Here is a 20,919-nt window from a genome sequence, read left to right on the forward strand (position 1 = left end):
CCGGAGGCCCCGCCCTTTTCCGTATCTCTATCTCTATCCCTATCTCTATCCCTACCTCTGCGCTCTCTCAGGCGTCGAGGACCTGACCGGCCCGCTTCACGACGGGCTCCTGAACACTCCACGGGAAGTTGATCCAGTCATCGGTCCGCTTCCACACGTACTCGCACTTCACGAGCGAGTGGGACTTCTCATAGATGACGGCGGACCGCACCTCGGCCACGGTGTCGAGGCAGAAGTCGTGCACGAGCTTCAGCGTCTTCCCCGTGTCGGCGACGTCATCGGTGATCAGCACCTTCTTGTCGCTGAAGTCGATGGCGTTCGGCACGGGCGCGAGCATGACCGGCATCTCGAGGGTCGTCCCCACACCGGTGTAGAACTCCACGTTCACCAGGTGGATGTTCTTGCAGTCGAGCGCGTACGCGAGCCCGCCGGCGACGAAGACGCCGCCGCGCGCGATGCTCAGGACGATGTCGGGCTCGTAGCCGTCGTCGGCGATGGTCTGGGCGAGTTCGCGCACCGCGCCACCGAACGCCTCGTAGGTAAGGTTCTCCCGCACGTCACTCATGTCGCTGCTGCTCACACCTGGGTCCGATGGAAATTGAGGAAGGAACGGGAGGCGGTGGGACCGCGCTGCCCCTGGTAACGCGAGCCGTAACGCTCACTGCCGTACGGGTGCTCGGTCGGCGAGGACAGCCGGAACATGCACAGCTGCCCGATCTTCATCCCGGGCCAGAGCTTGATGGGGAGCGTCGCGAGGTTCGACAGCTCAAGGGTGACGTGGCCGCTGAACCCGGGGTCGATGAACCCGGCGGTGGAGTGCGTCACGAGCCCGAGCCGCCCGAGGGAGCTCTTGCCCTCAAGGCGGGAGGCGAGGTCCACGGGGAGCGAGATCACCTCGTACGTCGACGCGAGCACGAACTCGCCCGGGTGCAGGATGAACGGCTCGTCGCCCTCGGGCTCCACCAGCCGCGTCAGGTCGGCCTGCTCCACGCTCGGGTCGATGTGCGGGTACTTGTGGTTCTCGAACACCCGGAAATAGCGGTCGAGACGTACGTCGATGCTCGACGGCTGCACCATGGATTCGTCATAAGGATCGATCCGGACCCGCCCGGCGTCGATCTCGGCGCGGATGTCCTTGTCTGAGAGAAGCACGTAGCGAGGATACGCAGAGCGCGCGGACCCGCCACAATCGGCTCGGCCCGCGCGCTGTGCCGGGTGTTTCTGTCGCTCTACTTGCTGATCAGCGCTGTCACCGCTTACCGGGCCCCACAGGAACGGCATGCCGCAGTCGAGCACAGCGCGGACACCGGATGAGCCGGCCAGGACCGAGACGGTCCGCCTGCTGCATCGGGAACGAAGCGGTGCTGAACACGTGCCCTTCGGCACAACGGACGACGGTGCGCTCCATCGAGTCCATCAAAGTCCCGGAGTCCCTTCCCCACGAGCCATGTGGCCAGTTTCCTGGCCGACGACAAACGCCACGTTACGGGATGAAAGGGACGGCAATCCAGGCGGCACTCCGCCCTCGGGCAACCCTCTCGCGGTCCCCACACCGTACGCCTCAACTCCCTTCACCCGCAGTCACATCCACACGCCCCAACGCAGCCGGGCCCCGAGGCGCGAGCGCCCGGGACCCGGTATGAGGTAGAGTGACCGCCAGTACGACACCGCTTCGGCGGGGGTACTGCGCGGGTGTAGTTTAGTGGTAGAACATCAGCTTCCCAAGCTGAGAGTGCGAGTTCGATTCTCGTCACCCGCTCCATAGCTTGCTAAAGAAGGCCCAGGTCAACGACCCGGGCCTTTTTGCTGTCCGCTTCCGACCGAGCAGCGTGACACTCGGCGGGAGGACGGTCACTCTGTAGTCCATGGAGCTCGTGGAGCGTACGGAGATCAGTCGTAGACGTCTGCTGAGTGCGCTCGGGGCCGCCGGTGTGCTCGCCGCCGTGCCCAGCCGGTGGGCGAGCGCCGATGAGGTCGAGGCCGGGGTCGCGCGGCTGGTCTCCAACACTGTTGAGGTGTTCGCGGGGAACTCCGTCTCCAACTCCCGGCCGGAGACCAGGAGCAAGCTCGCCGCCGTCGAGCGGGTCGCCCGTGCGGATCTCGTGGCCCTGGACGCCGCCAGTGGGGACGGTGAGCTGTTCGGGGGCTTGCCGCTCGGTACCAGTGATTCCAATCTCAACAGCAGCTATCAGCGGTTGTACGAGATCGCGCTCGCCACGCGTACCTACGGGCTCCCCGACGATCTGTACGGGAACACGAGCGTCCAGGAGCGGGTGCTCGACGGGCTGGCCTGGTTGCACGAGCGCTTCTACGGGGACCAGGCCACCGGCTACTACGGCAACTGGTTCTTCTGGGAGATCGGGATCTCGCAGCACGTCGGCAAGACCCTGATCCTTCTGGCCGAGCGCGCTCCCGCCGGGCTCGTCGACGCCTACATCGCCTCCATGGACGCCTACCTGCGCAACGGCAAAGGCGGTGACGTCGACCTGGATTCGCGGTTTCACACCGGTGCCAATCTCGCCGACATCACCACCAATCGCATCCTTCAGGGCGCTCTCCTCCGCGATGAGGGGCGCATACGCAAAGCCCTCACCGATCAGCTCACCGTCTTCGCCACCATCGATCCGTACGCCCTTCGGCACGGGGTCACCGACGGGTACTACGCCGACGGGTCGTTCCTCCAGCACGCCTCCGTCGCGTACACCGGGTCGTACGGGAAAGGGCTGCTCAGCCGCGTCGTGCAGACGCTGAAGCTGCTCGACGGGACCGGGTTCGCGCACGGTGAGGAGCTGGTGCCGACCGTGTACGGGTGGGTGCGGGACGGGTTCGCGCCGTTGATCTTCGAGGGCTGGATGATGGAGGTGGTGAAGGGGCGGGCCGTCTCGCGGACCGGCACCGGGTACGCCGATGTCGCCACCGTCGTCGAGGCCGTCGTCGATCTCGCGTCGCTGGCCGACGGGGAGACCGGCGCCGCCCTCGGCTCGTACGTGAAGCACCTGCGGGCGAGTTCGCGGGCGGCGCTCGATCCCGCCTCGTTTGTCTCGCCGCTCAGCGTCGTCCGCTACGCCGACCTGCTCGCCGACGACTCCGTACCGGCCGCCGATCTCAACCCGGCCGGGCGGTCGGTCGCGTTCAACGCCATGGACCGGACCGTGCACCGGCGGCCCGGGTACGCGTTCGCGCTGGCCCGCAGCTCGCGGCGGATCAGCAAGTACGAGTACATGAGCGGGGAGAACCTGCTGCCCTGGTTCCAGGGGGACGGCGCGCACTACCTGTATCTGTCGGGGCAGGACCAGACGCAGGCGTACGGGGTCGACTACTTCACCGCCGTGTCGCCGTACGGGCTCGCCGGGGTCACCGCGCCCGTGGAACAGCGGAGCAGCGTGCCCGAGTCGTACGGCGGGAAGCTGTTCTACGACAACCCCGGGCATCCGCTGAACTTCACCGCCAGCAGCGAGTCGCAGAACACGTACGTCTACTTTCCGACCGCCACCCAGGAGTACTCCGGGGGCGCCGTGCTCGGCGCGTACGGGGCCGCGGGGTGGGTGCTCGGTGAGGACGTGCCCTGGCGGGACAAGCAGGCCGGGGTGCTGCCCGACGACTTCGTCGCGTACCGGAGCGCCCGCGCCACCAAGTCGTGGTTCCTGCTCGACGACGAGATCGTGGTGCTCGCCGCCGGGGTCGGGGACGCGCCCGGCGCGGGGCGGGCGGTGACGACGACGCTTGACGCGCGGATCGCCAGCGCGGCGGACCAGGTCAGTGTCGCGGAGGGGCGGCGCTGGGTGCGGTGGGCCAACACGACCCAGGGGACCGCCGTCGGGTATGTGCTTCTCCGCGGGCCCGAACCGAAGGCGCGCCTTGAGACCGTGGTCCGCAGTCGGCGCGCCGTGCGGACCTCCAACCCCGACACGGCTGTCACGCGGCAGGTGTTCTCGCTGACGGTCGAGCAACCGGCAGGGGGCCCGCCCGTCTCCTTCGCCTACGCGCTGCTGCCGAACGCGTCGGAGGCGGCCGTCCGGCAGCACCGTGGCGCCGAGGTGCTCGTCAATACGGTGAAGGTGCAGGCGGTGCGGCATCGCGGGCTCGGTCTGGCCGCCGTCAACACGTTCACGTCCGGGGTCCAGCAGGCCGCGCAGCTCTCGGTCGAGGGTCCGGCGTCCGTGCTGGTGCGCAAGGAGGGGCGGGACATCGCGGTCGCCGTCGCGGACCCGACGACCCGGCGGGACACGGTCACCGTGCTGCTGCACGGGCCGGGCCTGCGCAAAGTCGCCGGGGACGGTGCGGTACGAGCGACCCGGGTGCCGGGCGGCACCCGGGTCGACGTGCGGACGCGGCACGCGTACGGGCGGAGCCTCACCGCCGTACTGCGCTAGTCGGGCGCGCGACGGTGGCCTGGCCGGCCTGCCGGTCGATCAGCAGGTGGACCGGGAGGCCGGCCCGCGCGTATCCGAGCCTCAGTTCGTCGAGTAGAAGTACTTCCAGGTGCTGTACTTCGTCGAGTTGACGTTGTCGCCGGAAGAGCCGTTGATGTAGGCGGTGCGGATGCGGAACTTGTAGCCCGCCATGCCGATCGAGCCCATGTTGACCTTGGTCTTGCCCGCCGTGCCGAGCGGGATGTACTCGCTGTCGCCGGAGCGCCAGGCACCCGCCGCGTAGACCTGGATGTCGAGGCGGAACTTGCGGCCCTTGTAGTAGTTCATCGACTCCGTCGCGTACACCTTCGAGTTCTTGTGGAAGTAGGCGTAGCGGTGCGAGCCGATGGTGGCGGTCTTGTAGTGGCCGGAGAGGGTGACCGAGGTGCGGGCCCGGGTGTAGACGGTGTTGGTGACCGTCCGCGGCTTGTAGCGGGCGTCGCCCGCGTAGACCGCGGAGAGGGTGACGTCGCGGGACAGGTTGTCGAGCCTGACCGAGATGTTGCCCTTGGAGTTGACGTTGCCGGACCGCACCAGCTTCTTCGGCTTGTCCGAGCCGTACGGGTCGGCGTAGATCTTCACCCCGCGGTTCTTGTACGTGGTGCCGAGGTGCGCGGTGAAGGTGACGTCGGCGCCGTACTCGTAGACGGCCTTGTTCTTGTTGAGGGTCAGCGTGGTGGCGCTGCGCGAGACCTCGACCGCGTCGGACTTGCTGACGGGGCGGTGCTCCTTGTCACCCGCGTAGGACGCCTTGTAGGTGACCTTGCCGCCGGTGGCCGGGGTGTCGGTGAAGGAGTACGAGCCGTTCGCGGCGGTCGTGACCGTCTTGAGGGTCTTGCCGCTCGGGCTGGCCATGTCCGTCTTGGTGATCGTCAGCTTGGCCCCCGCGGTGAACGGGACCGTGGAGCTGATCTTGCCGGTGACCTTGAGGGACTTGGCGCGGGTCGCGGTGGACGGCGCGTTCACCGTCAGGGTGGGGATGGCCCGGTTCGGGTCGGTGTAGGCGTGGAACCGGATGTGACCGTTGTAGTTGTCGGAGACCGCGAAGAGGGTCGCGCCGTCCGGGGACCAGGACATCACCCCGTCGATCAGGGTGTCGCCGCCGGAGCTGGTGGAGGTGTTGCCGAACTCGTAGGTGCGGACCGGCTGGGTGCCGCCCTGCCGGTAGACGTGCAGGTCATCCTGGTACCAGGAGGAGGTGCCCGCGGCCAATATGCCGGAGGGGGAGACGGCCACGCCCGCGCCGTAGTCGCCGGACGGGTAGGTGTGCACCCGGTTCAGGTCGGTGGTCGAGTAGGCGGGGTGCTCGTACGGGTAGCCGCTGGCCGTGATCACCTGGGTGCCGTCGGCGGAGAAGGCGATCTGGTCGTAGCCGGAGCCGTCGAGGCCCTTCGTCACGCGCTGGGTCGCCTTGGTGCCGGACACGTCGTAGACCGTGACGACGCCGCCGCTGTCGCGTGCCCCGGCGGCCAGTTCGCTGCCGTCCTGCGACGCGGCGAGGACCGGCGCGCTGGAGAAGGAGTAGCCGCCCGCGGTCTGGTCGAGGACGGGCTCGGGCTTCTCCTGCGTGGTGTCGAGGGCGCCGATGGAGCCGCCGGACGTGCCGTAGCTGAACCACAGGGTGGAACCGGTCACGGCCAGGTCCAGCGGGGCGTTCACCCCCAGGTCGTAGAAGACGGGGGCGGTGGCGCCCGTGGTGTCGATCGCGGCGATGGTGTTGGTGTTGGTCAGGGCCGCGTAGAGCCGGCTGGAGTCGGCGGACAGGGCGAGGCCCCGCACGCCGTCCAGGTTCCCGACCCGCTGGAGCTCTTTGCCCGCGTAGTCGGTGACGACGACGGCGTCGTTCTCCGGGGCCGAGAGGAAGACCCGCTTGTGGACCCCGTCGACCGCCATGTCGGCGACCGTCGTGACGTTGAGGGCGCGTGCCGAGTCGGCCACGGCGGCCGTGGGGACGGCCACGCTGAGCGCGGCCGATCCGGCGAGGACCGCGAGGGCGGTCGCGGTGGAGAGAGCGCGTGCGCGTCTGCGCATGGGTGAGGTACCCCCCTGGGCGGACCGGCGGCCGCCTGCGGCCGCCGGTACTGATGAGTGGGCAGCTCGCGGACGTCCGGGCACCGGAGGAACCCCCCACCGGGTGAGCCACGGGTCAACGCGAGCTGAAAGACGGCTCATCGTAGATCACCCGGGGGGTGCGCGGGTAGCGGTATTCGCGCGGGGCCCGGCGGGGTGCGCGTGGGGCCCGGCGGGGTGCGCGTGGGGTTACTCGTCCGACTCCAGGTCGCCCTCGGTCTCCAGGTAGACCTGGCGCAGCGCCTCCAGGACCTGCGGGTCCGGCTTCTCCCACATGCCGCGGGACTCGGCCTCCAGGAGGCGTTCGGCGATGCCGTGCAGGGCCCACGGGTTGGCCTCGGAGAGGAACTGGCGGTTCGTCTCGTCGAGGACGTACGTCTCCGTGAGCTTGTCGTACATCCAGTCGGCGATGACGCCGGTCGTGGCGTCGTAGCCGAAGAGGTAGTCGACCGTCGCGGCGAGTTCGAAGGCGCCCTTGTAGCCGTGGCGGCGCATCGCCTCGATCCACTTGGGGTTGACCACGCGGGCGCGGAAGACGCGGGACGTCTCCTCGACGAGCGTGCGGGTGCGGACCGTCTCCGGGCGCGTCGAGTCGCCGATGTACGCCTCGGGGGCCGTGCCGCGCAGGGCACGCACCGTCGCGACCATGCCGCCGTGGTACTGGAAGTAGTCGTCGGAGTCGGCGATGTCGTGCTCGCGGGTGTCCGTGTTCTTCGCCGCGACCGCGATGCGCTTGTAGGCCGTCTCCATCTCCGTGCGGGCCGACTTGCCGTCGAGGCCGCGGCCGTACGCGTAGCCGCCCCACACCGTGTAGACCTCGGCGAGGTCCGCGTCGGTGCGCCAGTCGCGGGAGTCGATCAGCTGGAGGATGCCCGCGCCGTACGTGCCCGGGCGCGAGCCGAAGATGCGGGTGGTGGCCCGGCGTTCGTCGCCGTGCTCGGCGAGGTCCGCCTGGGTGTGGGCGCGGACGTGGTTGTGCTCGGCCGGTTCGTCGAGGGACGCGGCGAGGCGGACCGCGTCGTCGAGGAGGCCGATGGTGTGCGGGAACGCGTCTCGGAAGAAGCCCGAGATGCGCAGGGTGACGTCGATGCGGGGGCGGTTCAGCTCCTCGTACGGGATGGGTTCGAGGCCCGTCACGCGGCGGGAGGCGTCGTCCCAGACCGGGCGGATGCCGAGCAGGGCCAGTGCTTCCGCCACGTCGTCGCCGGCTGTGCGCATCGCGCTGGTGCCCCACAGGGAGAGGCCTACGGAGGTGGGGTACTCCCCGTCGTTGTCCGACTTGTAGCGCTCGACGAGGCTGTCGGCCAGGGCCTGGCCCGTTTCCCAGGCGAGGCGGGAGGGGACCGCCTTGGGGTCCACGGAGTAGAAGTTTCGGCCGGTCGGGAGGACGTTGACCAGGCCGCGGAGCGGTGACCCTGACGGGCCTGCGGGGACGAAGCGGCCTGCTAGGGCGCGGGCCGTGTTGTCGAGTTCGGCGGTGGTCGCGTCGAGGCGCGGGACCACTTCCGTGGCGGCGAAGGTCAGGATCTGGTGGACGGGGCTGTCCTGGGCGCCTGATGCATCCGCACCCGGGGTCTGCCGCCTTGCCCACCCTGCCGCCCCAGGCGGCAGATTGCCCAAGGGGGTGCCGGACTCTGCCTGCGGGGCGGGGGTGTCGGACTCTGCCTGTGGGGCGGGGGGCGGGGTGTGGGCGGCAGCCACGGTGGTCTCGACCTGGGCCGGGTCCCAGTTTGCCGCCTCCATCGCCTCGACCAGGGCGCGGGCCGTCTCCTCCGCCTCGTCCGCCGCCGTGCGGGTCGCCGCCGACTCGTCCAGGCCGAGGGCCTCGCGCAGGCCCGGGAGGGCCTGGGTGCCGCCCCAGATCTGGCGGGCGCGGAGGATCGCGAGGACCAGGTTGACGCGGTCGGGGCCGGCCGGGGCCTGGCCGAGGACGTGCAGGCCGTCGCGGATCTGCGCGTCCTTGACCTCGCAGAGCCAGCCGTCGACGTGGAGGAGGAAGTCGTCGAAGCCGTCGTCGTCGGGGCGGGCTTCCAGGCCCAGGTCGTGGTCGAGCTTGGCGGCCTGGATCAGGGTCCAGATCTGGGCGCGGATGGCGGGCAGCTTCGCCGGGTCCATCGAGCTGATCTGGGCGTACTCGTCGAGGAGTTGCTCCAGCCGGGCGATGTCGCCGTAGCTGTCGGCGCGGGCCATCGGCGGCACGAGGTGGTCGATGAGCGTGGCGTGGACGCGGCGCTTGGCCTGGGTGCCCTCGCCGGGGTCGTTGACCAGGAAGGGGTAGACGAGGGGGAGGTCGCCGAGGGCCGCGTCGGGGGCGCAGGCGGCGGAGAGGCCCGCGTTCTTGCCGGGCAGCCACTCCAGGTTGCCGTGCTTGCCGAGGTGGATCATCGCGTCGGCGCCGAAGCCGCCGTCGGCGGACGACGCGGCGATCCAGCGGTAGGCCGCCAAGTAGTGGTGCGACGGCGGGAGATCGGGGTCGTGGTAGATCGCGATCGGGTTCTCGCCGAAGCCGCGCGGCGGCTGGATGAGGATGAGCAGATTGCCGCGGCGCAGGGCCGCGAGCACGATGTCGCCCTCCGGGTTGCGGGAACGGTCGAGGAACATCTCGCCCGGGGGCGGGCCCCAGTGCCGCTCGACGCCCTCGCGCAGCTCCTGCGGCAGCGTCACGTACCAGCGCTTGTAGTCGGCGGCCGGGATACGGACGGGGTTGCGGGCGAGCTGCTCCTCGGTCAGCCACTCCTGGTCGTGGCCGCCCGCGTCGATGAGCGCGCGGATCAGTTCGTCGCCGTCGCCGGAGGCGAGACCGGGGATGTCGGCGTCGGGACCGAAGTCGTAGCCCTCGGCGATGAGGCGCTTGAGCAGGACGATCGCGGAGGCGGGGGTGTCCAGGCCGACCGCGTTGCCGATGCGGGAGTGCTTGGTCGGGTACGCGGAGAGGACGAGCGCCAGCTTCTTGTCGGCGGGCGCGATGTGGCGGAGGCGGGCGTGGCGGACCGCGATACCGGCCACGCGGGCCGCGCGCTCCGGGTCGGCGACGTACGCCGGGAGGCCGTCCTCGTCGATCTCCTTGAAGGAGAACGGGACGGTGATCAGGCGGCCGTCGAACTCCGGGACGGCGATCTGGCTCGCGGCGTCCAGCGGGGAGACGCCCTCGTCGTTCTCCTCCCAGTCCGCGCGGGACGAGGTCAGGCACAGGGCCTGGAGGATCGGGACGTCGAGGTGGGTGAGGGCGCCCGCGTCCCACGCCTCGTCGTCGCCGCCCGCGCTCGCCTCGGCCGGGCGGGTGCCGCCGGCCGCGAGGACCGTCGTGACGATGGCGTCGGCCGGGCGCAGCGCGTCGATCAGCTCCGGCTCGGGGGCGCGCAGCGAGGCGACGTAGAGGGGGAGCGGGCGGGCTCCGGCGCGCTCGATCTCGTCGCACAAGGCGTGCACGAAGGCGGTGTTGCCGCTCATGTGGTGGGCGCGGTAGTAGAGCACGGCGATGGTCGGGCCGTCCCCGGTGGACTCCGCGCGCTCCAGGGGGCCCCAGGTCGGCGCGGGCGCCGGGGGTTCGAAGCCGTGCCCGGTCAGGAGGACCGTGTCGGAGAGGAAGCGGGCGAGTTGGGCGAGGTTGGCCGGGCCGCCGTGGGCCAGGTAGGCGTGGGACTCCGCCGCGATGCCGACCGGGACCGTCGACGCCGCCATCAGCTGGGCGTCCGGGGCCTGCTCACCGCTCAGCACCACCAACGGGATCCCGGCCGCCGTCAGCCGGTCGATGCCGTCCTGCCAGGCGCGGACCCCGCCGAGCAGACGGACGACGACGAGGGCGACGCCGTCGAGGAGCGCGGGGAGTTCGGTGTCGACGTCGAGGCGGGAAGGGTTCGCGAACCGGTAGGTGACCGAGTTCTCGGCGGTGGTCGCGGCGTTCGCCGCGCGGGCGCTCAGGAGATCGGTGTCGGACGTCGACAGGAGCAGGAGCTGGGCCGGTTGCGCGGGCTGCGAGGGCTGCTGGGGCTGCGAGGGCTGCTGAGGCATGCGTCGTCGGGCCTTCCTCGGGGTGTCCGCGCCCCGGGTGGTCGTTGGACGGCGGGAGTTCCTGGCTCGCCCTCCCGTATGAGAGGGCTCACAGTGGCGGGACCGCGCCGGAATTCCACCGGGCTTCCTCCCCTGTCGCCGTCGCTGGCGATGGTGGCGGGCCGGACGGGTCCGCCGCGGTTCATCGTACGGGGCGGGGGTGTGACCTGGTACGGGAAGCTACGGGATGCCCGTCACAGGCGGTGGGTATGCTCCGACGCATGCCCGCCTCCCCCATACCCATCCGCCCCGGTGCGTCCGGTGTGCCCGGAACGTCCGCGACGTTTCCGGGTGACGCCTGCCCCGGGGCGCTGCGGCTGCACTCCGCGGACGACGGGTTCCTGGCGCGGGTCCGCGTGCCCGGTGGCGTGCTCGACGTGGATCAGGCGCGGGCCCTCGGCGACGCCGCTCGGCGGCTCGGCGACGGCGCGCTGCACCTCACCTCGCGGGGCAACGTGCAGCTGCGCGGGTTGCGGGACGGGTGCGGTGGGGAGCTCGCGGCGGTGCTGGGCGCGGCCGGGCTGCTGCCGTCCGCCGCGCACGAGCGGGTCCGGAACGTCGTGGCTTCGCCGATGTCCGGGCTCGACGGGGTCGGGTTCGTGGACGTACGGGGGTGGCTGACCGGGCTCGACGCGGCCGTGCTGGCCAGTTCCGTCACGCCCGAGCTGTCCGGGCGGTTCCTCTTCGGGCTCGACGACGGGCGCGGGGACGTTGCCGGGCTCCGGCCCGATGTGCTGCTGCGCGGGCTCGAGGATGGTTCGGCCTTGCTCGTCATGGGCGGCGCGGAGTTCATCGTGGGTCACGCGGACGCGGCTCGGGCCGCCGTGGTCGCCGCGGAGGTTTTCGTCGAGGCCGCGCGTGATGTCTCCGACCGGCGGGTGTGGAGGGTGTCGGAACTGGGCGTGCCCGGGGCCGAGTTGGCCTCGCTCATCGCCGAGCGACTGGCCGCGACGGGGATCGGGGCCGGTCCCGCCAGGGGTGCGGGGAACTGCGCGCCCGGCGACGACGGGGCCGCACCGGCCGACGACACAGCAACCGGCAACGCCGCCCAGGCCACGGGGCTCCGCCCCGGACCCCGCTCCTCAATCGCCGGAGGGGCTAATTCTCCCGAACCGTCCGCTTCGACGAGCGGCGGGGACGAATTTTCGGGACCGTCCGCCTCGACGACGAGCCGCAGGGACGGACTCTCGGGACCGTTCGCCTCCGCGGACACGGCCGTCGGGAGCGCCACGGCGCTACAGGTCATCCCGCCCTTCGGCTCCCTCACCGCCCGCCAATGGACCGCCCTCACCGACCTCGCCGCCGAACTCCCGGCAAGGGAACTGCGGTTGACGCCCTGGCGGCGGGTCGTCGTGCCCGGGGGCACCCGCGAACAGGCCCCGGCCGGGCTGGTCGCCGATCCCGGGTCTCCCTGGGCCCGGCTGGGGGCATGCACCGGGCGCCCCGGATGCGCCAAGTCCCACACGGACGTCCGCGCCGACGCCACCGCGCGGAACAGCGCCCCGCACCCCACCCTCCCCACCTACTGGTCCGGCTGCGAACGCAGATGCGGGCATCCCGTCGGGCCGTACGTGGACGTCGTGGCCCGGCCCGACGGAACGTACGCCGTCACGACCGTCACCAGCGACCCGACCGTCACGACCGTCACGACCGAAAGAGCCGAACCCCGTGTATGACTACGAGAAGGACGGCGCCGCGATCTACCGCGAGTCCTTCGCCACCATCCGCACCGAGGCGGCAGCCGGCCTCGCGGCGCTGCCCGCCGATGTCGCCCAGGCGGCGGTCCGCATGATCCACGCCTGCGGTCAGGTGGATCTCGTACAGGACATCGGCTGGTCGGCCGGGGTCGTGACGAAGGCGCGTGCCGCCCTGCGCGCGGGCGCGCCGATCCTCTGCGACGCGCGGATGGTCGCCAGCGGCGTCACCCGCAAGCGGCTGCCCGCCGACAACGACGTGGTCTGCACCCTGAACGAGCCGGAAGTGCCCGCCCTCGCGGCAGAGTTGGGGACCACGCGGAGCGCCGCCGCGCTCGAACTGTGGCGGGACCGGCTCGACGGCGCCGTCGTCGCCATCGGCAACGCCCCCACCGCCCTCTTCCACCTCCTGGAGATGATCGGGAAGGGCGCGCCCAGGCCCGCCGCCGTGCTCGGCATACCCGTCGGCTTCGTCGGGGCCGCCGAGTCCAAGGACGCCCTGGCCGCGAACGAGCTGGGCCTCGACTACCTGATCGTCCGCGGGCGTCGTGGCGGCAGCGCCATCACGGCCGCCGCGATCAACGCCATCGCGACCGAGGTGGAGATCCAGGCATGAGCGACACCACGGCAGCACAGGGCAAGTTGTACGGGGTCGGGCTCGGGCCCGGTGACCCCGAGCTGATGACCGTCGCCGCCGTCCGCGCCATCGCCGGGGCGGACGTCATCGCGTATCACTGCGCCCGGCACGGCCGGTCCATCGCCCGCTCGATCGCCGCCGAACACATCCGTGAGGGGCAGATCGAGGAGCGGCTGATGTACCCGCTCACGGTCGAGACCACCGATCACCCCGGCGGGTACCGCGGCGCCCTCGACGACTTCTACGCCGAGGCCGCCGCGACGCTCGCCGCGCACCTCGACGCGGGCCGCACGGTCGCCGTGCTCGCGGAGGGCGACCCGCTCTTCTACGGCTCGTACCAGCACATGCACAAGCGGCTCGCGGACCGCTACGACACGACGGTCATCCCCGGTGTCACGTCCATCAGCGCGGCGGCGGCCCGGCTCGGGGAGCCGCTGTGCGAGGACAAGGAGACGCTGACGGTCATCCCGGGGACGCTCCCCGAGGACGAGCTGTCGGCGCGGATCGCGGCGGCGGACTCGGCGGTCGTGATGAAGCTGGGCCGTACCTTCACCAAGGTGCGTGCCGCGATGGAGAGCGCCGGGCGGCTCGACGACGCGCGGTACGTGGAGCGGGCGTTCATGGCGGGCGAGCGCACGGGCCGCCTCGCCGACATCGATCCGGAGTCGGTGCCGTACTTCTCGGTGGCGGTCCTTCCCTCGCGGATCGACGCCGAGCCCGTCCCGGACGCCGCGCCCGTCCCGGACGCCGAGCCCGTCCCGGAGGACGAGGGGCCCGCGCGGGGCCAGGTCGTCGTCGTCGGGACCGGGCCGGCCGGGGCGCCCTGGCTGACGCCCGAGTCGCGCGGCGCGCTCGCGAACGCCGACGACCTGGTCGGTTACACCACCTACCTCGACCGGGTGCCGGTCCGCCCGGGTCAGCGGCGGCACGGCTCCGACAACAAGGTGGAGTCCGAGCGCGCCGAGTTCGCGCTCGACCTGGCGCGGCGCGGGCGGCGCGTGGCCGTCGTCTCGGGCGGCGACCCGGGCGTCTTCGCGATGGCGACGGCGGTCCTGGAGGTCGCCTCGCAGGAGGCGTACGCGGACGTGCCCGTTCGGGTGCTGCCCGGCGTGACCGCCGCCAACGCCGCCGCCGCGAAGGCGGGCGCCCCGCTCGGCCACGACTACGCCACGATCTCCCTCTCCGACCGGCTCAAGCCGTGGGAGGTCATCGCGGAACGCCTGCGCACCGCGGCCGCCGCCGACCTGGTGCTCGCGCTCTACAACCCCGGCTCGCGCAGCCGGACGTGGCAGGTCGGCAAGTCCCGTGAGCTGCTGCTCGAACTCCGCCTTCCCGACACCCCGGTCGTTCTCGCGCGGGACGTCGGCGGGCCCGAGGAGAGTGTCCGCACGGTCCGGCTCGCCGACCTCGACCCGGCCGTCGTCGACATGCGCACGCTGCTCATCGTCGGCTCGTCGCAGACGCAGGCGGTCGTACGGGGCGACGGTTCGACGGTGACGTGGACGCCGCGCCGCTACCCGGAGGCCGCGCCGGACCGGGCCTGAACCCAGGCGGCGGCCTCTTCCACGGTGGCCGCCACCGGCACCCCCTCGGGGGTCGGCGGGCGCCGGACCACGATCACCGGGAGGCCCGCCTCCCGCGCCGCCGTCAGCTTGGGGGCCGTCGCCGCGCCGCCGCTGTCCTTCGTGACCAGGACGTCGATCCGGTGGCGGGCGAGAAGGTCGCGTTCGCCGTCGAGCGTGAACGGGCCCCGGTCCAGGAGCAGCTCCATGTGCGGCGGCGTGGGCGGTTCAGGCGCGTCGACGGAGCGTACGAGGAAGTGGGCGTCGTCGATGTGGGCGAACGCGGCCAGACCCATGCGGCCGGTCGTCAGGAAGACGCGGCGGCCCGGCCCCCGTCCCGTGCCGCGTACGGCTTGCGCCGCTCCGGTGAGGTCGTCCACCGGCCGCCAGTCGTCGCCCTCACCCGGGACCCAGCCGGGCCGACGCAGCGCCAGCAGGGGAACATGGGTGGTGGCGGCCGCCCCGGCCGCGTTGAAACTGATCCTCTCGGCGAAAGGGTGCGTGGCGTCGATGACCGCGTCCACGGCGTGCTCGCGCAGCCAGCGCGCCATGCCGTCCGCCCCGCCGAAACCGCCGATCCGCACCTCGCCCGGGGGCAGGCGCGGGGCGGCGACACGGCCCGCCAGCGAACTGGTGACCCGCAGACCGGCCCCGGCTGTCAGCGGGTGCGCGTGCAGCAGTTCGGCCAGGCGCCTGGCCTCCGTCGTGCCGCCTAGGACTAGTACATGCATCGAGGGGCTCCATGGGTGACATGCCCGAGGCGAAGGGCGGGCGCGGCGCCCAACTCAAGCACACCGGTCTGCGGTCCGGCTGGACGACCGGGGCCTGCGCCACCGCGGCGACGACCGCGGCGTACACCGCGCTGCTCGGCGGGGAGTTCCCCGACCCGGTGACGATCACCCTGCCCAAGGGGCAGACGCCCGCGTTCGCGCTGGCCGTCGAGGCGCTCGACGCGGGGGCGGACGGGGCGCCGACCGCGACCGCCGGGGTCGTCAAGGACGCCGGGGACGATCCCGACGTCACGCACGGGGCGCTGGTGCGGGCCACCGTACGGGCGCTGCCGGCCGGGTCCGGGGTCGTCTTCCGGGCCGGGCCCGGCGTCGGCACCGTCACCCGGCCCGGGCTGCCGCTCGGCGTCGGAGAACCCGCGATCAACCCCGTGCCGCGGCAGATGATCCAGGAACATGTCGCGCGGGTCGCGGCCGCGCACGGAGGCAGCGCGGACGTGGAGGTCACCGTCTCCATCGACCACGGCGAAGAGATCGCCCGCTCCACCTGGAACCCCCGCCTCGGCATCCTCGGCGGACTCTCCGTCCTCGGCACCACCGGCATCGTCGTGCCCTACTCGTGCTCGGCGTGGATCGACTCCATCCGGCGCGGCGTGGACGTGGCGCGGGCCGCCGGGCGTACGCATGTCGCCGGGTGCACCGGGTCCACGTCCGAGAAGACGGTCGTGCGCGAGTACGGGCTGCCGGAGGACGCGCTGCTGGACATGGGGGACTTCGCCGGGGCCGTGCTGAAGTACGTCCGGCGGCATCCCGTGGACCGGCTCACGCTCTGCGGGGGGTTCGCGAAGCTCTCCAAACTGGCGGCCGGGCATCTCGATCTGCACTCGGGGCGGTCCCAGGTGGACAAGGGGTTCCTGGCGCGGCTCGCGGAGCGGGGCGGGGCGGGGCCCGGACTCTGCGCGCGGGTCGCCTCGGCCAATACGGGGCTCGCGGCGCTGGAGATGTGTGCGGAGGCGGGGGTCCCGCTCGGGGATCTGGTGGCTCGGGGCGCGCGTGAGCAGGCGGTTCTTGTGCTGCGGGGGGCACCGGTGGCGGTGGACGTCCTCTGCATCGACCGTGCCGGGAACGTGGTGGGCCGGGGCTGAGCGCCCCACCATGGCCTCCGGCCGGTCACCGGTTGCGTCGTGGTTGCTCGCGCAGTTCCCCGCGCCCCTGAGAGGCGCACTGCGTGCGCCATCTCTCAGGGGCCCATGGGGCTGCGGCGAAGCCGCATGCTCCAGGGGCGCGGGGAACTGCGCGACCAGCCACGACGGTGGGGCACCCGGCGATGGACCGCACATGGCAGACGCGCACCCGGCCGAACCTCAGCAAACGTGCCGGTCGCGCTCCGCCGAGTACAGGTGGCTGTCACGGAACTGCGACGCACCCAGCGTGCGGCCCACCAGGATCACCGCCGTGCGCAGCACACCGGCCGACTTCACCTGCCCGGCGATGTCACCGAGAGTCCCCCGCAGCACCAGCTCGTCCGCGCGGCTCGCGTACGCCACGACCGCCGCCGGGCACTCCGCCCCGTAGTGGGGGAGCAGTTCGGAGACGATCCGGTCGACGTACCGCGCCCCGAGATGCAGGACGAGGAGGGCGCCGCTCGCCCCCAGGGTCGCCAGGTCCTCGCCGGCAGGCATCGGCGTGGCCTGCTGGGCGATCCGCGTGAGGATGACGGTCTGCCCGACGGTGGGCACCGTCAGCTCCCGCTTCAGCGCGGCGGCGGCCGCCGCGAACGCGGGTACACCGGGCACGACCTCGTACGGGATGCCGCGGGCGTCGAGGCGGCGCATCTGTTCCGCGACGGCGCTGAAGACGGACGGGTCGCCGGAGTGCAGGCGTGCCACGTCGTGCCCGGCGTCGTGCGCGGCGACGAACTCGCGCTCGATGGCGTCGAGGTCGAGGTCGGCGGTGTCGACGAGCCGCGCGTCCGGCGGGCATTCGGCGAGGAGTTCCTTCGGCACCAGCGAGCCCGCGTAGAGGCACACGTGGCAGGCGGCGAGGGTGCGCGCGCCGCGCACCGTGATCAGGTCGGCGGCGCCGGGGCCCGCCCCGATGAAGTAGACGGTCATGCCTGTCCCACCTGTTCGGAATCGGAGGTTGCGCTGGTCTTCGTCACCGACCACTGGGTGACCGGCATCGCCTGCCGCCAGCCCGTGAACCCGCCGACCGGCACCGCGTGCGCGACGGCCAGTTTGACGAGTTCGCCGCCGTGGCGCCGGTACCGGTCGGCGAGCAGGGCCTCGGATTCGAGGGTGACGGTGTTGGCGACGAGCCGCCCGCCGGCCGGGAGCGCCGCCCAGCAGTGATCGAGGAGGCCCGGGGCGGTCAGCCCGCCCCCGATGAACACGGCGTCGGGCGTGGGGAGTTCGGCGAGCGCGTCCGGCGCACGGCCGGTGACGACGGTGAGCTGCGGGACCCCGAGCCGGGCGGCGTTGCGCGCGATCCGCTCGGCCCGTGCCGGGTCCCGTTCGACGGCGTACGCGCGGCACGAGGGGTGGGTGCGCAGCCACTCGACGCCGATCGAACCGGCGCCGCCGCCCACGTCCCACAGGAGTTCGCCGGGGGCGGGGGCGAGCGCGGCGAGGGTCGCGGCGCGGATGTGGCGCTTGGTGAGCTGGCCGTCGTTCTCGTACGCGGCGTCCGGCAGGCCCGGCACGGCGCCGAGGCGCAGGGTGTCGGGGGCGCGGCGGCACGTGACGCCGATGACGTTGAGCGGGTCGCCGGGCGGCCTGTCCCAGTCGGCGGCGACGCCCTCGTACGCCGTCTCGCCCTCCTCCGCGCCCAGCCGCTCCAGGACCGTCATCCGGCTGGGTCCGAAGCCGCGCCCGGTGAGCAGGGCGGCCACCTCGGCCGGGGTGTCGGCGCCCGCCGACAGGACGAGGACGCGGCGCCCGTCGTGCAGCGCGGCGGCGAGCCGGTCCGCCGGGCGGCCCACCAGGGTGACGACCTCGGTCTCCTCGACGGGCCAGCCGAGCCGCGCGCACGCGTAGGAGACGGAGGACGGGTGCGGCAGGACCCGTACGGCGGCCGGGCCCGCGATCTCGGTCAGGGTCCGTCCGATCCCGTAGAACATGGGGTCGCCGCTGGCCAGCACGGTGAGGCGGCGCCCCGCGTACCGGGCGAGGAGGCCGGGGACGGCGGGGCGCAGGGGGGAGGGCCACGGGACCCGTTCCGCGCGGCACTCGGCGTCGGGCAGCAGCGCGAGCTGGCGCGGCCCTCCGACGACGGCCTCGGCGGCGCGCAGCACGGAGCGCGAGCTCTCCGGCAGTCCGGGCCAGCCGTCGGCGCCGATCCCGACGACGGTCACCACGGGCGGGGCGGGCGTCGCGGAGGGCGGAGGAGTCACTGCCTGGTACCTCGTACGGGTTGCGTCGTGATCAGCGGGTTTACGTGTGGTCAAGGGAGCCGCACTCTATCGGGCGACATCAGCGACCTCCCCGACGCCCCTGGAGCACCGCGCCCGACGCGCCGCCCGGTCGTCCGGTCCCCGGAGCGGCCCCCCGCACGGTGTTACCTCGGAAACCGGACCGGTGACAGCGAGCGGGTAGCGGAGGTACGGGGCGCATGACGAAGTACGGGGCGGCGCGAGCGTGGGTCGTGTCCGCCGTGGTGCTCGGGGCGTCCGCCCTGCCGGGCACGGAACCCGGCCCCCAGGCGACCGGCGACACGACGGTGCGGACGGCCACCGAGGACACGGCGGGGCACGCGCCTGCCACCGCCCCCACCACCTGCGCGGCGGGAACCAGCCCCCTGCGCGCCGCGCCCCGCGCCGACCGGGCCGGTGCTGTGCGGGCCGGTGCTGTGCGGGCCGCCGCCCCCCTGCCCCCCGCCGACGAGGACCGCGCTGACGCCGCCCGGGTCGAGAAGGAGGGCGGCACCGTGCACGCCGCCGTCGTCTGGCCCGTCATGGCGACCCCGCACATGACGGCCGCCGCTCTCGGTTCGGGGCCGGGGGCGCAGGCCGTGTTCGACGATGACGCGCTGGCGGGGCTGTTCGCCACGGGCGGGCGGTTGCGGGAGGTCGTCGAGGCGGGGAAGGGGCGCGAGGTCAGCTGGGTGCTCGATCCGGAGCTGGTGATCGCCGCGCAGGAGATGGCGAACGGGTACCGGATCGCGGGCGGCGCCGACTCCAGCAACCCGCAGGACAGCACGCGCGGTACGGGACAGAGCGCGGCGCGCGCATGGCTGGCGGCGCTCCGGGACGCGGTCGAGGGCCGCGACGTGTGGCTGCTGCCGTTCGCCGACCCGGACCTGGCGTCGCTCGCCCACCATCCGGGCACGGACACCGCCGATCTGACGGAGGTCGTCGCGGGGCTGGCGGACGCCACGAAGGACGAGGTCGACGACATCCTCGGCGCGGGTACGCGGACCGGGCTCGGCTGGCCGGCGGACGGCGCGCTCGACACCGAGATCACCCAGCTGGGCTCGGAGCTGGGCATGACCCGGGTGCTCGCCTCGGGCGAGGGGCTGACCCCGGCGGGCGCGGACCCGGTCACCCTGAACGTCCCCAAGGCGGCTGCCGGCACGGGCGGCAGCCCGAACATGCCGGCCCGCGCGAACGCCGAAGGCGACCAGGACGCCAAGGCCGCCCAGCTCACCGCCCTCCCCTACAACGCCACCCTCACCACCGCCCTCGCCCGCATCAAGGACCCGGATCCCAGCGCCTCCCCGTCCCCTTCGGTGTCCCGGTCCCCTTCGGTGTCCCCGTCTCCTTCGGTGCCCCCGTCCCCTTCGGTGTCCCCGACCCCCTTCGCGTCCGCGACGGGATCACCCAGCGGCTCCCCCACCCCGTCGGCCAGTCCGACCCCGAGCCCGTCGGCCAGTCCCACCGGCTCCCCCGACCCCGCCACGGTCACCCGGCTCACCGGGCTCCTGAAGAACAACACCCGCCCCGTCCTCGTCCCGCCCCGCGATTTCTCCGGCACCGCCGCCGACGCGCTCGGCGCCGCGCTCGACACCGGTACGGACAAGGGCTGGCTGGACCTGGAGGGCCTCCGCACCGCCGACAACGACCCCGTACGGGGCTCGGTCGAGGCGCCCACGGAGTACCCGTCCAAGCTGGCGGGCGGCGAGCTGACCGGGGCGCAGCTCTCCGCCGTCGCGGGTGATCTGGACGGGCTCGCCACCCTGTCGAAGGTGCTGGCCGACCCCAAGGCCACCACCGCCTCCGTGCACGCGGCGATGGCGCGCGCCCTGTCCACGGCCTGGCGGCTGCGGGACGACGCGGCGCAGGAGGCGTTCCAGGAGCGCACGTCCGGCTTCCTGGCCACGTCCGTGGAGTCGTTGCGGCTGGTGCCGAAGACGACGCTCACGCTGACCGCCGGTGACTCGACGGTCCCGGTGACCGTCGACAACGGGCTCCAACAGCCGGTCTCCGGGCTCGAACTGCGGGTCACCTCCGACCGGCCCGAGCGGCTGCTGATCAACGACCCGGAGCTCGCGGTGGAGGCGGCGGGCTCCGCGAACCACACCGCCCACATCGACGTCACCGCCAAGGCCAACGGCAAGGCGCGCGTCACCGCCCGGCTCCACACCCGCAGCGACGGCAAGCCGTGGGGCGAGCCGATGACGTTCGAGGTGGACGTCACGTCGGTGTCGACGGGGTCGATCGCCGTGGTCGCGGCCGGTGTCGTGCTGATCGTGCTCGCGGCGCTGTTCCGGATGCGGCGGGTGCGCGGGCGCCGGGCCGCCGCGCCGCCCCCCGTGGAGTGATCCCCGGGC

The 20,919-nt window shown here is 72.7% G+C and carries 13 protein-coding genes, 1 tRNA gene and 1 riboswitch; of the genes, 7 read left to right on the forward strand and 7 right to left on the reverse strand.

Features of this window, described 5'->3' with window-relative positions; genetic code table 11:
• Window positions 1–67 precede the first annotated feature (67 nt).
• A complete protein-coding gene (locus tag C1N81_RS23465; RefSeq protein ID WP_394432167.1) occupies window positions 68–565 on the reverse strand; it encodes a phosphoribosyltransferase in 498 nt (165 codons plus the stop codon).
• A gap of 11 nt (window positions 566–576) precedes the next feature.
• Window positions 577–1,152 carry a dCTP deaminase gene (dcd, locus tag C1N81_RS23470; RefSeq protein WP_361067768.1) on the reverse strand — a complete coding sequence of 192 codons (576 nt, stop codon included), beginning with the start codon at window positions 1,150–1,152 and terminating at the stop codon, window positions 577–579.
• 536 nt (window positions 1,153–1,688) lie between these two features.
• Here dcd and C1N81_RS23475 point away from each other — a divergent pair.
• Together C1N81_RS23475 and C1N81_RS23480 are read left to right on the forward strand one after the other, a co-directional pair.
• Window positions 1,689–1,762: transfer RNA gene (locus tag C1N81_RS23475), tRNA-Gly, on the forward strand.
• Between the two features lie 103 nt (window positions 1,763–1,865).
• Complete coding sequence (locus tag C1N81_RS23480) at window positions 1,866–4,373, forward strand: polysaccharide lyase family 8 super-sandwich domain-containing protein (protein WP_394432169.1); 2,508 nt, start codon at window positions 1,866–1,868, stop codon at window positions 4,371–4,373.
• An 81-nt stretch (window positions 4,374–4,454) separates the two neighbouring features.
• On the opposite strand, the gene C1N81_RS23485 is transcribed toward C1N81_RS23480, so the two are convergent.
• Window positions 4,455–6,443, reverse strand: a complete 1,989-nt coding sequence (locus C1N81_RS23485) for a WD40 repeat domain-containing protein (protein ID WP_394432171.1) — start codon at window positions 6,441–6,443, stop codon at window positions 4,455–4,457.
• A gap of 228 nt (window positions 6,444–6,671) precedes the next feature.
• The gene (gene cobN / locus C1N81_RS23490; RefSeq protein WP_394432173.1) at window positions 6,672–10,493 is read right to left on the reverse strand and encodes a cobaltochelatase subunit CobN; all 3,822 of its coding nucleotides are present in this window, start codon (window positions 10,491–10,493) and stop codon (window positions 6,672–6,674) included.
• 55 nt (window positions 10,494–10,548) lie between these two features.
• A riboswitch (cobalamin riboswitch) is annotated at window positions 10,549–10,623 on the reverse strand.
• Window positions 10,624–10,753: 130 nt separating this feature from the next.
• Here cobN and C1N81_RS23495 point away from each other — a divergent pair.
• Genes C1N81_RS23495 through C1N81_RS23505 form a run of 3 tightly spaced genes read left to right on the forward strand, consistent with a single transcriptional unit; the run spans window position 10,754 to window position 14,407 of the window.
• Entirely contained in the window at window positions 10,754–12,208 is a 1,455-nt protein-coding gene (locus C1N81_RS23495; protein WP_394432175.1) for a cobalamin biosynthesis protein CobG, read from the forward strand.
• Window positions 12,201–12,842, forward strand: a complete 642-nt coding sequence (locus tag C1N81_RS23500) for a precorrin-8X methylmutase (RefSeq protein ID WP_394432177.1) — start codon at window positions 12,201–12,203, stop codon at window positions 12,840–12,842. Before C1N81_RS23495 ends, C1N81_RS23500 begins: the two co-directional genes overlap by 8 nt.
• Window positions 12,839–14,407, forward strand: a complete 1,569-nt coding sequence (locus C1N81_RS23505; protein ID WP_394432179.1) for a precorrin-2 C(20)-methyltransferase — start codon at window positions 12,839–12,841, stop codon at window positions 14,405–14,407. Before C1N81_RS23500 ends, C1N81_RS23505 begins: the two co-directional genes overlap by 4 nt.
• Here C1N81_RS23505 and C1N81_RS23510 read toward each other — a convergent pair.
• Window positions 14,377–15,156, reverse strand: a complete 780-nt coding sequence (locus tag C1N81_RS23510; RefSeq protein ID WP_394432181.1) for a cobalt-precorrin-6A reductase — start codon at window positions 15,154–15,156, stop codon at window positions 14,377–14,379. The genes C1N81_RS23505 and C1N81_RS23510 overlap by 31 nt on opposite strands.
• An 11-nt stretch (window positions 15,157–15,167) precedes the next feature.
• On the opposite strand from C1N81_RS23510, the gene C1N81_RS23515 reads away from it, so the two are divergent.
• Entirely contained in the window at window positions 15,168–16,298 is a 1,131-nt protein-coding gene (locus C1N81_RS23515) for a cobalt-precorrin-5B (C(1))-methyltransferase (protein ID WP_394432183.1), read from the forward strand.
• A gap of 219 nt (window positions 16,299–16,517) precedes the next feature.
• Here C1N81_RS23515 and cobM read toward each other — a convergent pair whose 3' ends face one another.
• The gene (gene cobM, locus C1N81_RS23520; RefSeq protein WP_394432185.1) at window positions 16,518–17,267 is read right to left on the reverse strand and encodes a precorrin-4 C(11)-methyltransferase; all 750 of its coding nucleotides are present in this window, start codon (window positions 17,265–17,267) and stop codon (window positions 16,518–16,520) included.
• A complete protein-coding gene (cbiE, locus tag C1N81_RS23525; RefSeq protein ID WP_394432187.1) occupies window positions 17,264–18,544 on the reverse strand; it encodes a precorrin-6y C5,15-methyltransferase (decarboxylating) subunit CbiE in 1,281 nt (426 codons plus the stop codon). The genes cobM and cbiE overlap by 4 nt, the downstream gene beginning before the upstream one ends.
• Window positions 18,545–18,762: 218 nt before the next feature.
• Between cbiE and C1N81_RS23530 the strand changes: the two genes are divergently transcribed.
• Complete coding sequence (locus tag C1N81_RS23530) at window positions 18,763–20,910, forward strand: hypothetical protein (protein ID WP_394432189.1); 2,148 nt, start codon at window positions 18,763–18,765, stop codon at window positions 20,908–20,910.
• The last annotated feature ends 9 nt before the right edge of the window (window positions 20,911–20,919 follow it).

Source organism: Streptomyces sp. SGAir0957 (assembly GCF_043523415.1).

Excerpts from the sequence above, each read along its gene's own strand:
- C1N81_RS23465 (WP_394432167.1), bottom strand. The coding sequence starts at position 565 with ATGAGTGACGTGCGGGAGAACCTTACCTACGAGGCGTTCGGTGGCGCG.
- C1N81_RS23480 (WP_394432169.1), top strand. The coding sequence starts at position 1,866 with ATGGAGCTCGTGGAGCGTACGGAGATCAGTCGTAGACGTCTGCTGAGT.
- C1N81_RS23485 (WP_394432171.1), bottom strand. The coding sequence starts at position 6,443 with ATGCGCAGACGCGCACGCGCTCTCTCCACCGCGACCGCCCTCGCGGTC.
- cobN (WP_394432173.1), bottom strand. The coding sequence starts at position 10,493 with ATGCCTCAGCAGCCCTCGCAGCCCCAGCAGCCCTCGCAGCCCGCGCAA.
- C1N81_RS23495 (WP_394432175.1), top strand. The coding sequence starts at position 10,754 with ATGCCCGCCTCCCCCATACCCATCCGCCCCGGTGCGTCCGGTGTGCCC.
- C1N81_RS23505 (WP_394432179.1), top strand. The coding sequence starts at position 12,839 with ATGAGCGACACCACGGCAGCACAGGGCAAGTTGTACGGGGTCGGGCTC.
- C1N81_RS23510 (WP_394432181.1), bottom strand. The coding sequence starts at position 15,156 with ATGCATGTACTAGTCCTAGGCGGCACGACGGAGGCCAGGCGCCTGGCC.
- C1N81_RS23515 (WP_394432183.1), top strand. The coding sequence starts at position 15,168 with ATGGGTGACATGCCCGAGGCGAAGGGCGGGCGCGGCGCCCAACTCAAG.
- cobM (WP_394432185.1), bottom strand. The coding sequence starts at position 17,267 with ATGACCGTCTACTTCATCGGGGCGGGCCCCGGCGCCGCCGACCTGATC.
- C1N81_RS23530 (WP_394432189.1), top strand. The coding sequence starts at position 18,763 with ATGACGAAGTACGGGGCGGCGCGAGCGTGGGTCGTGTCCGCCGTGGTG.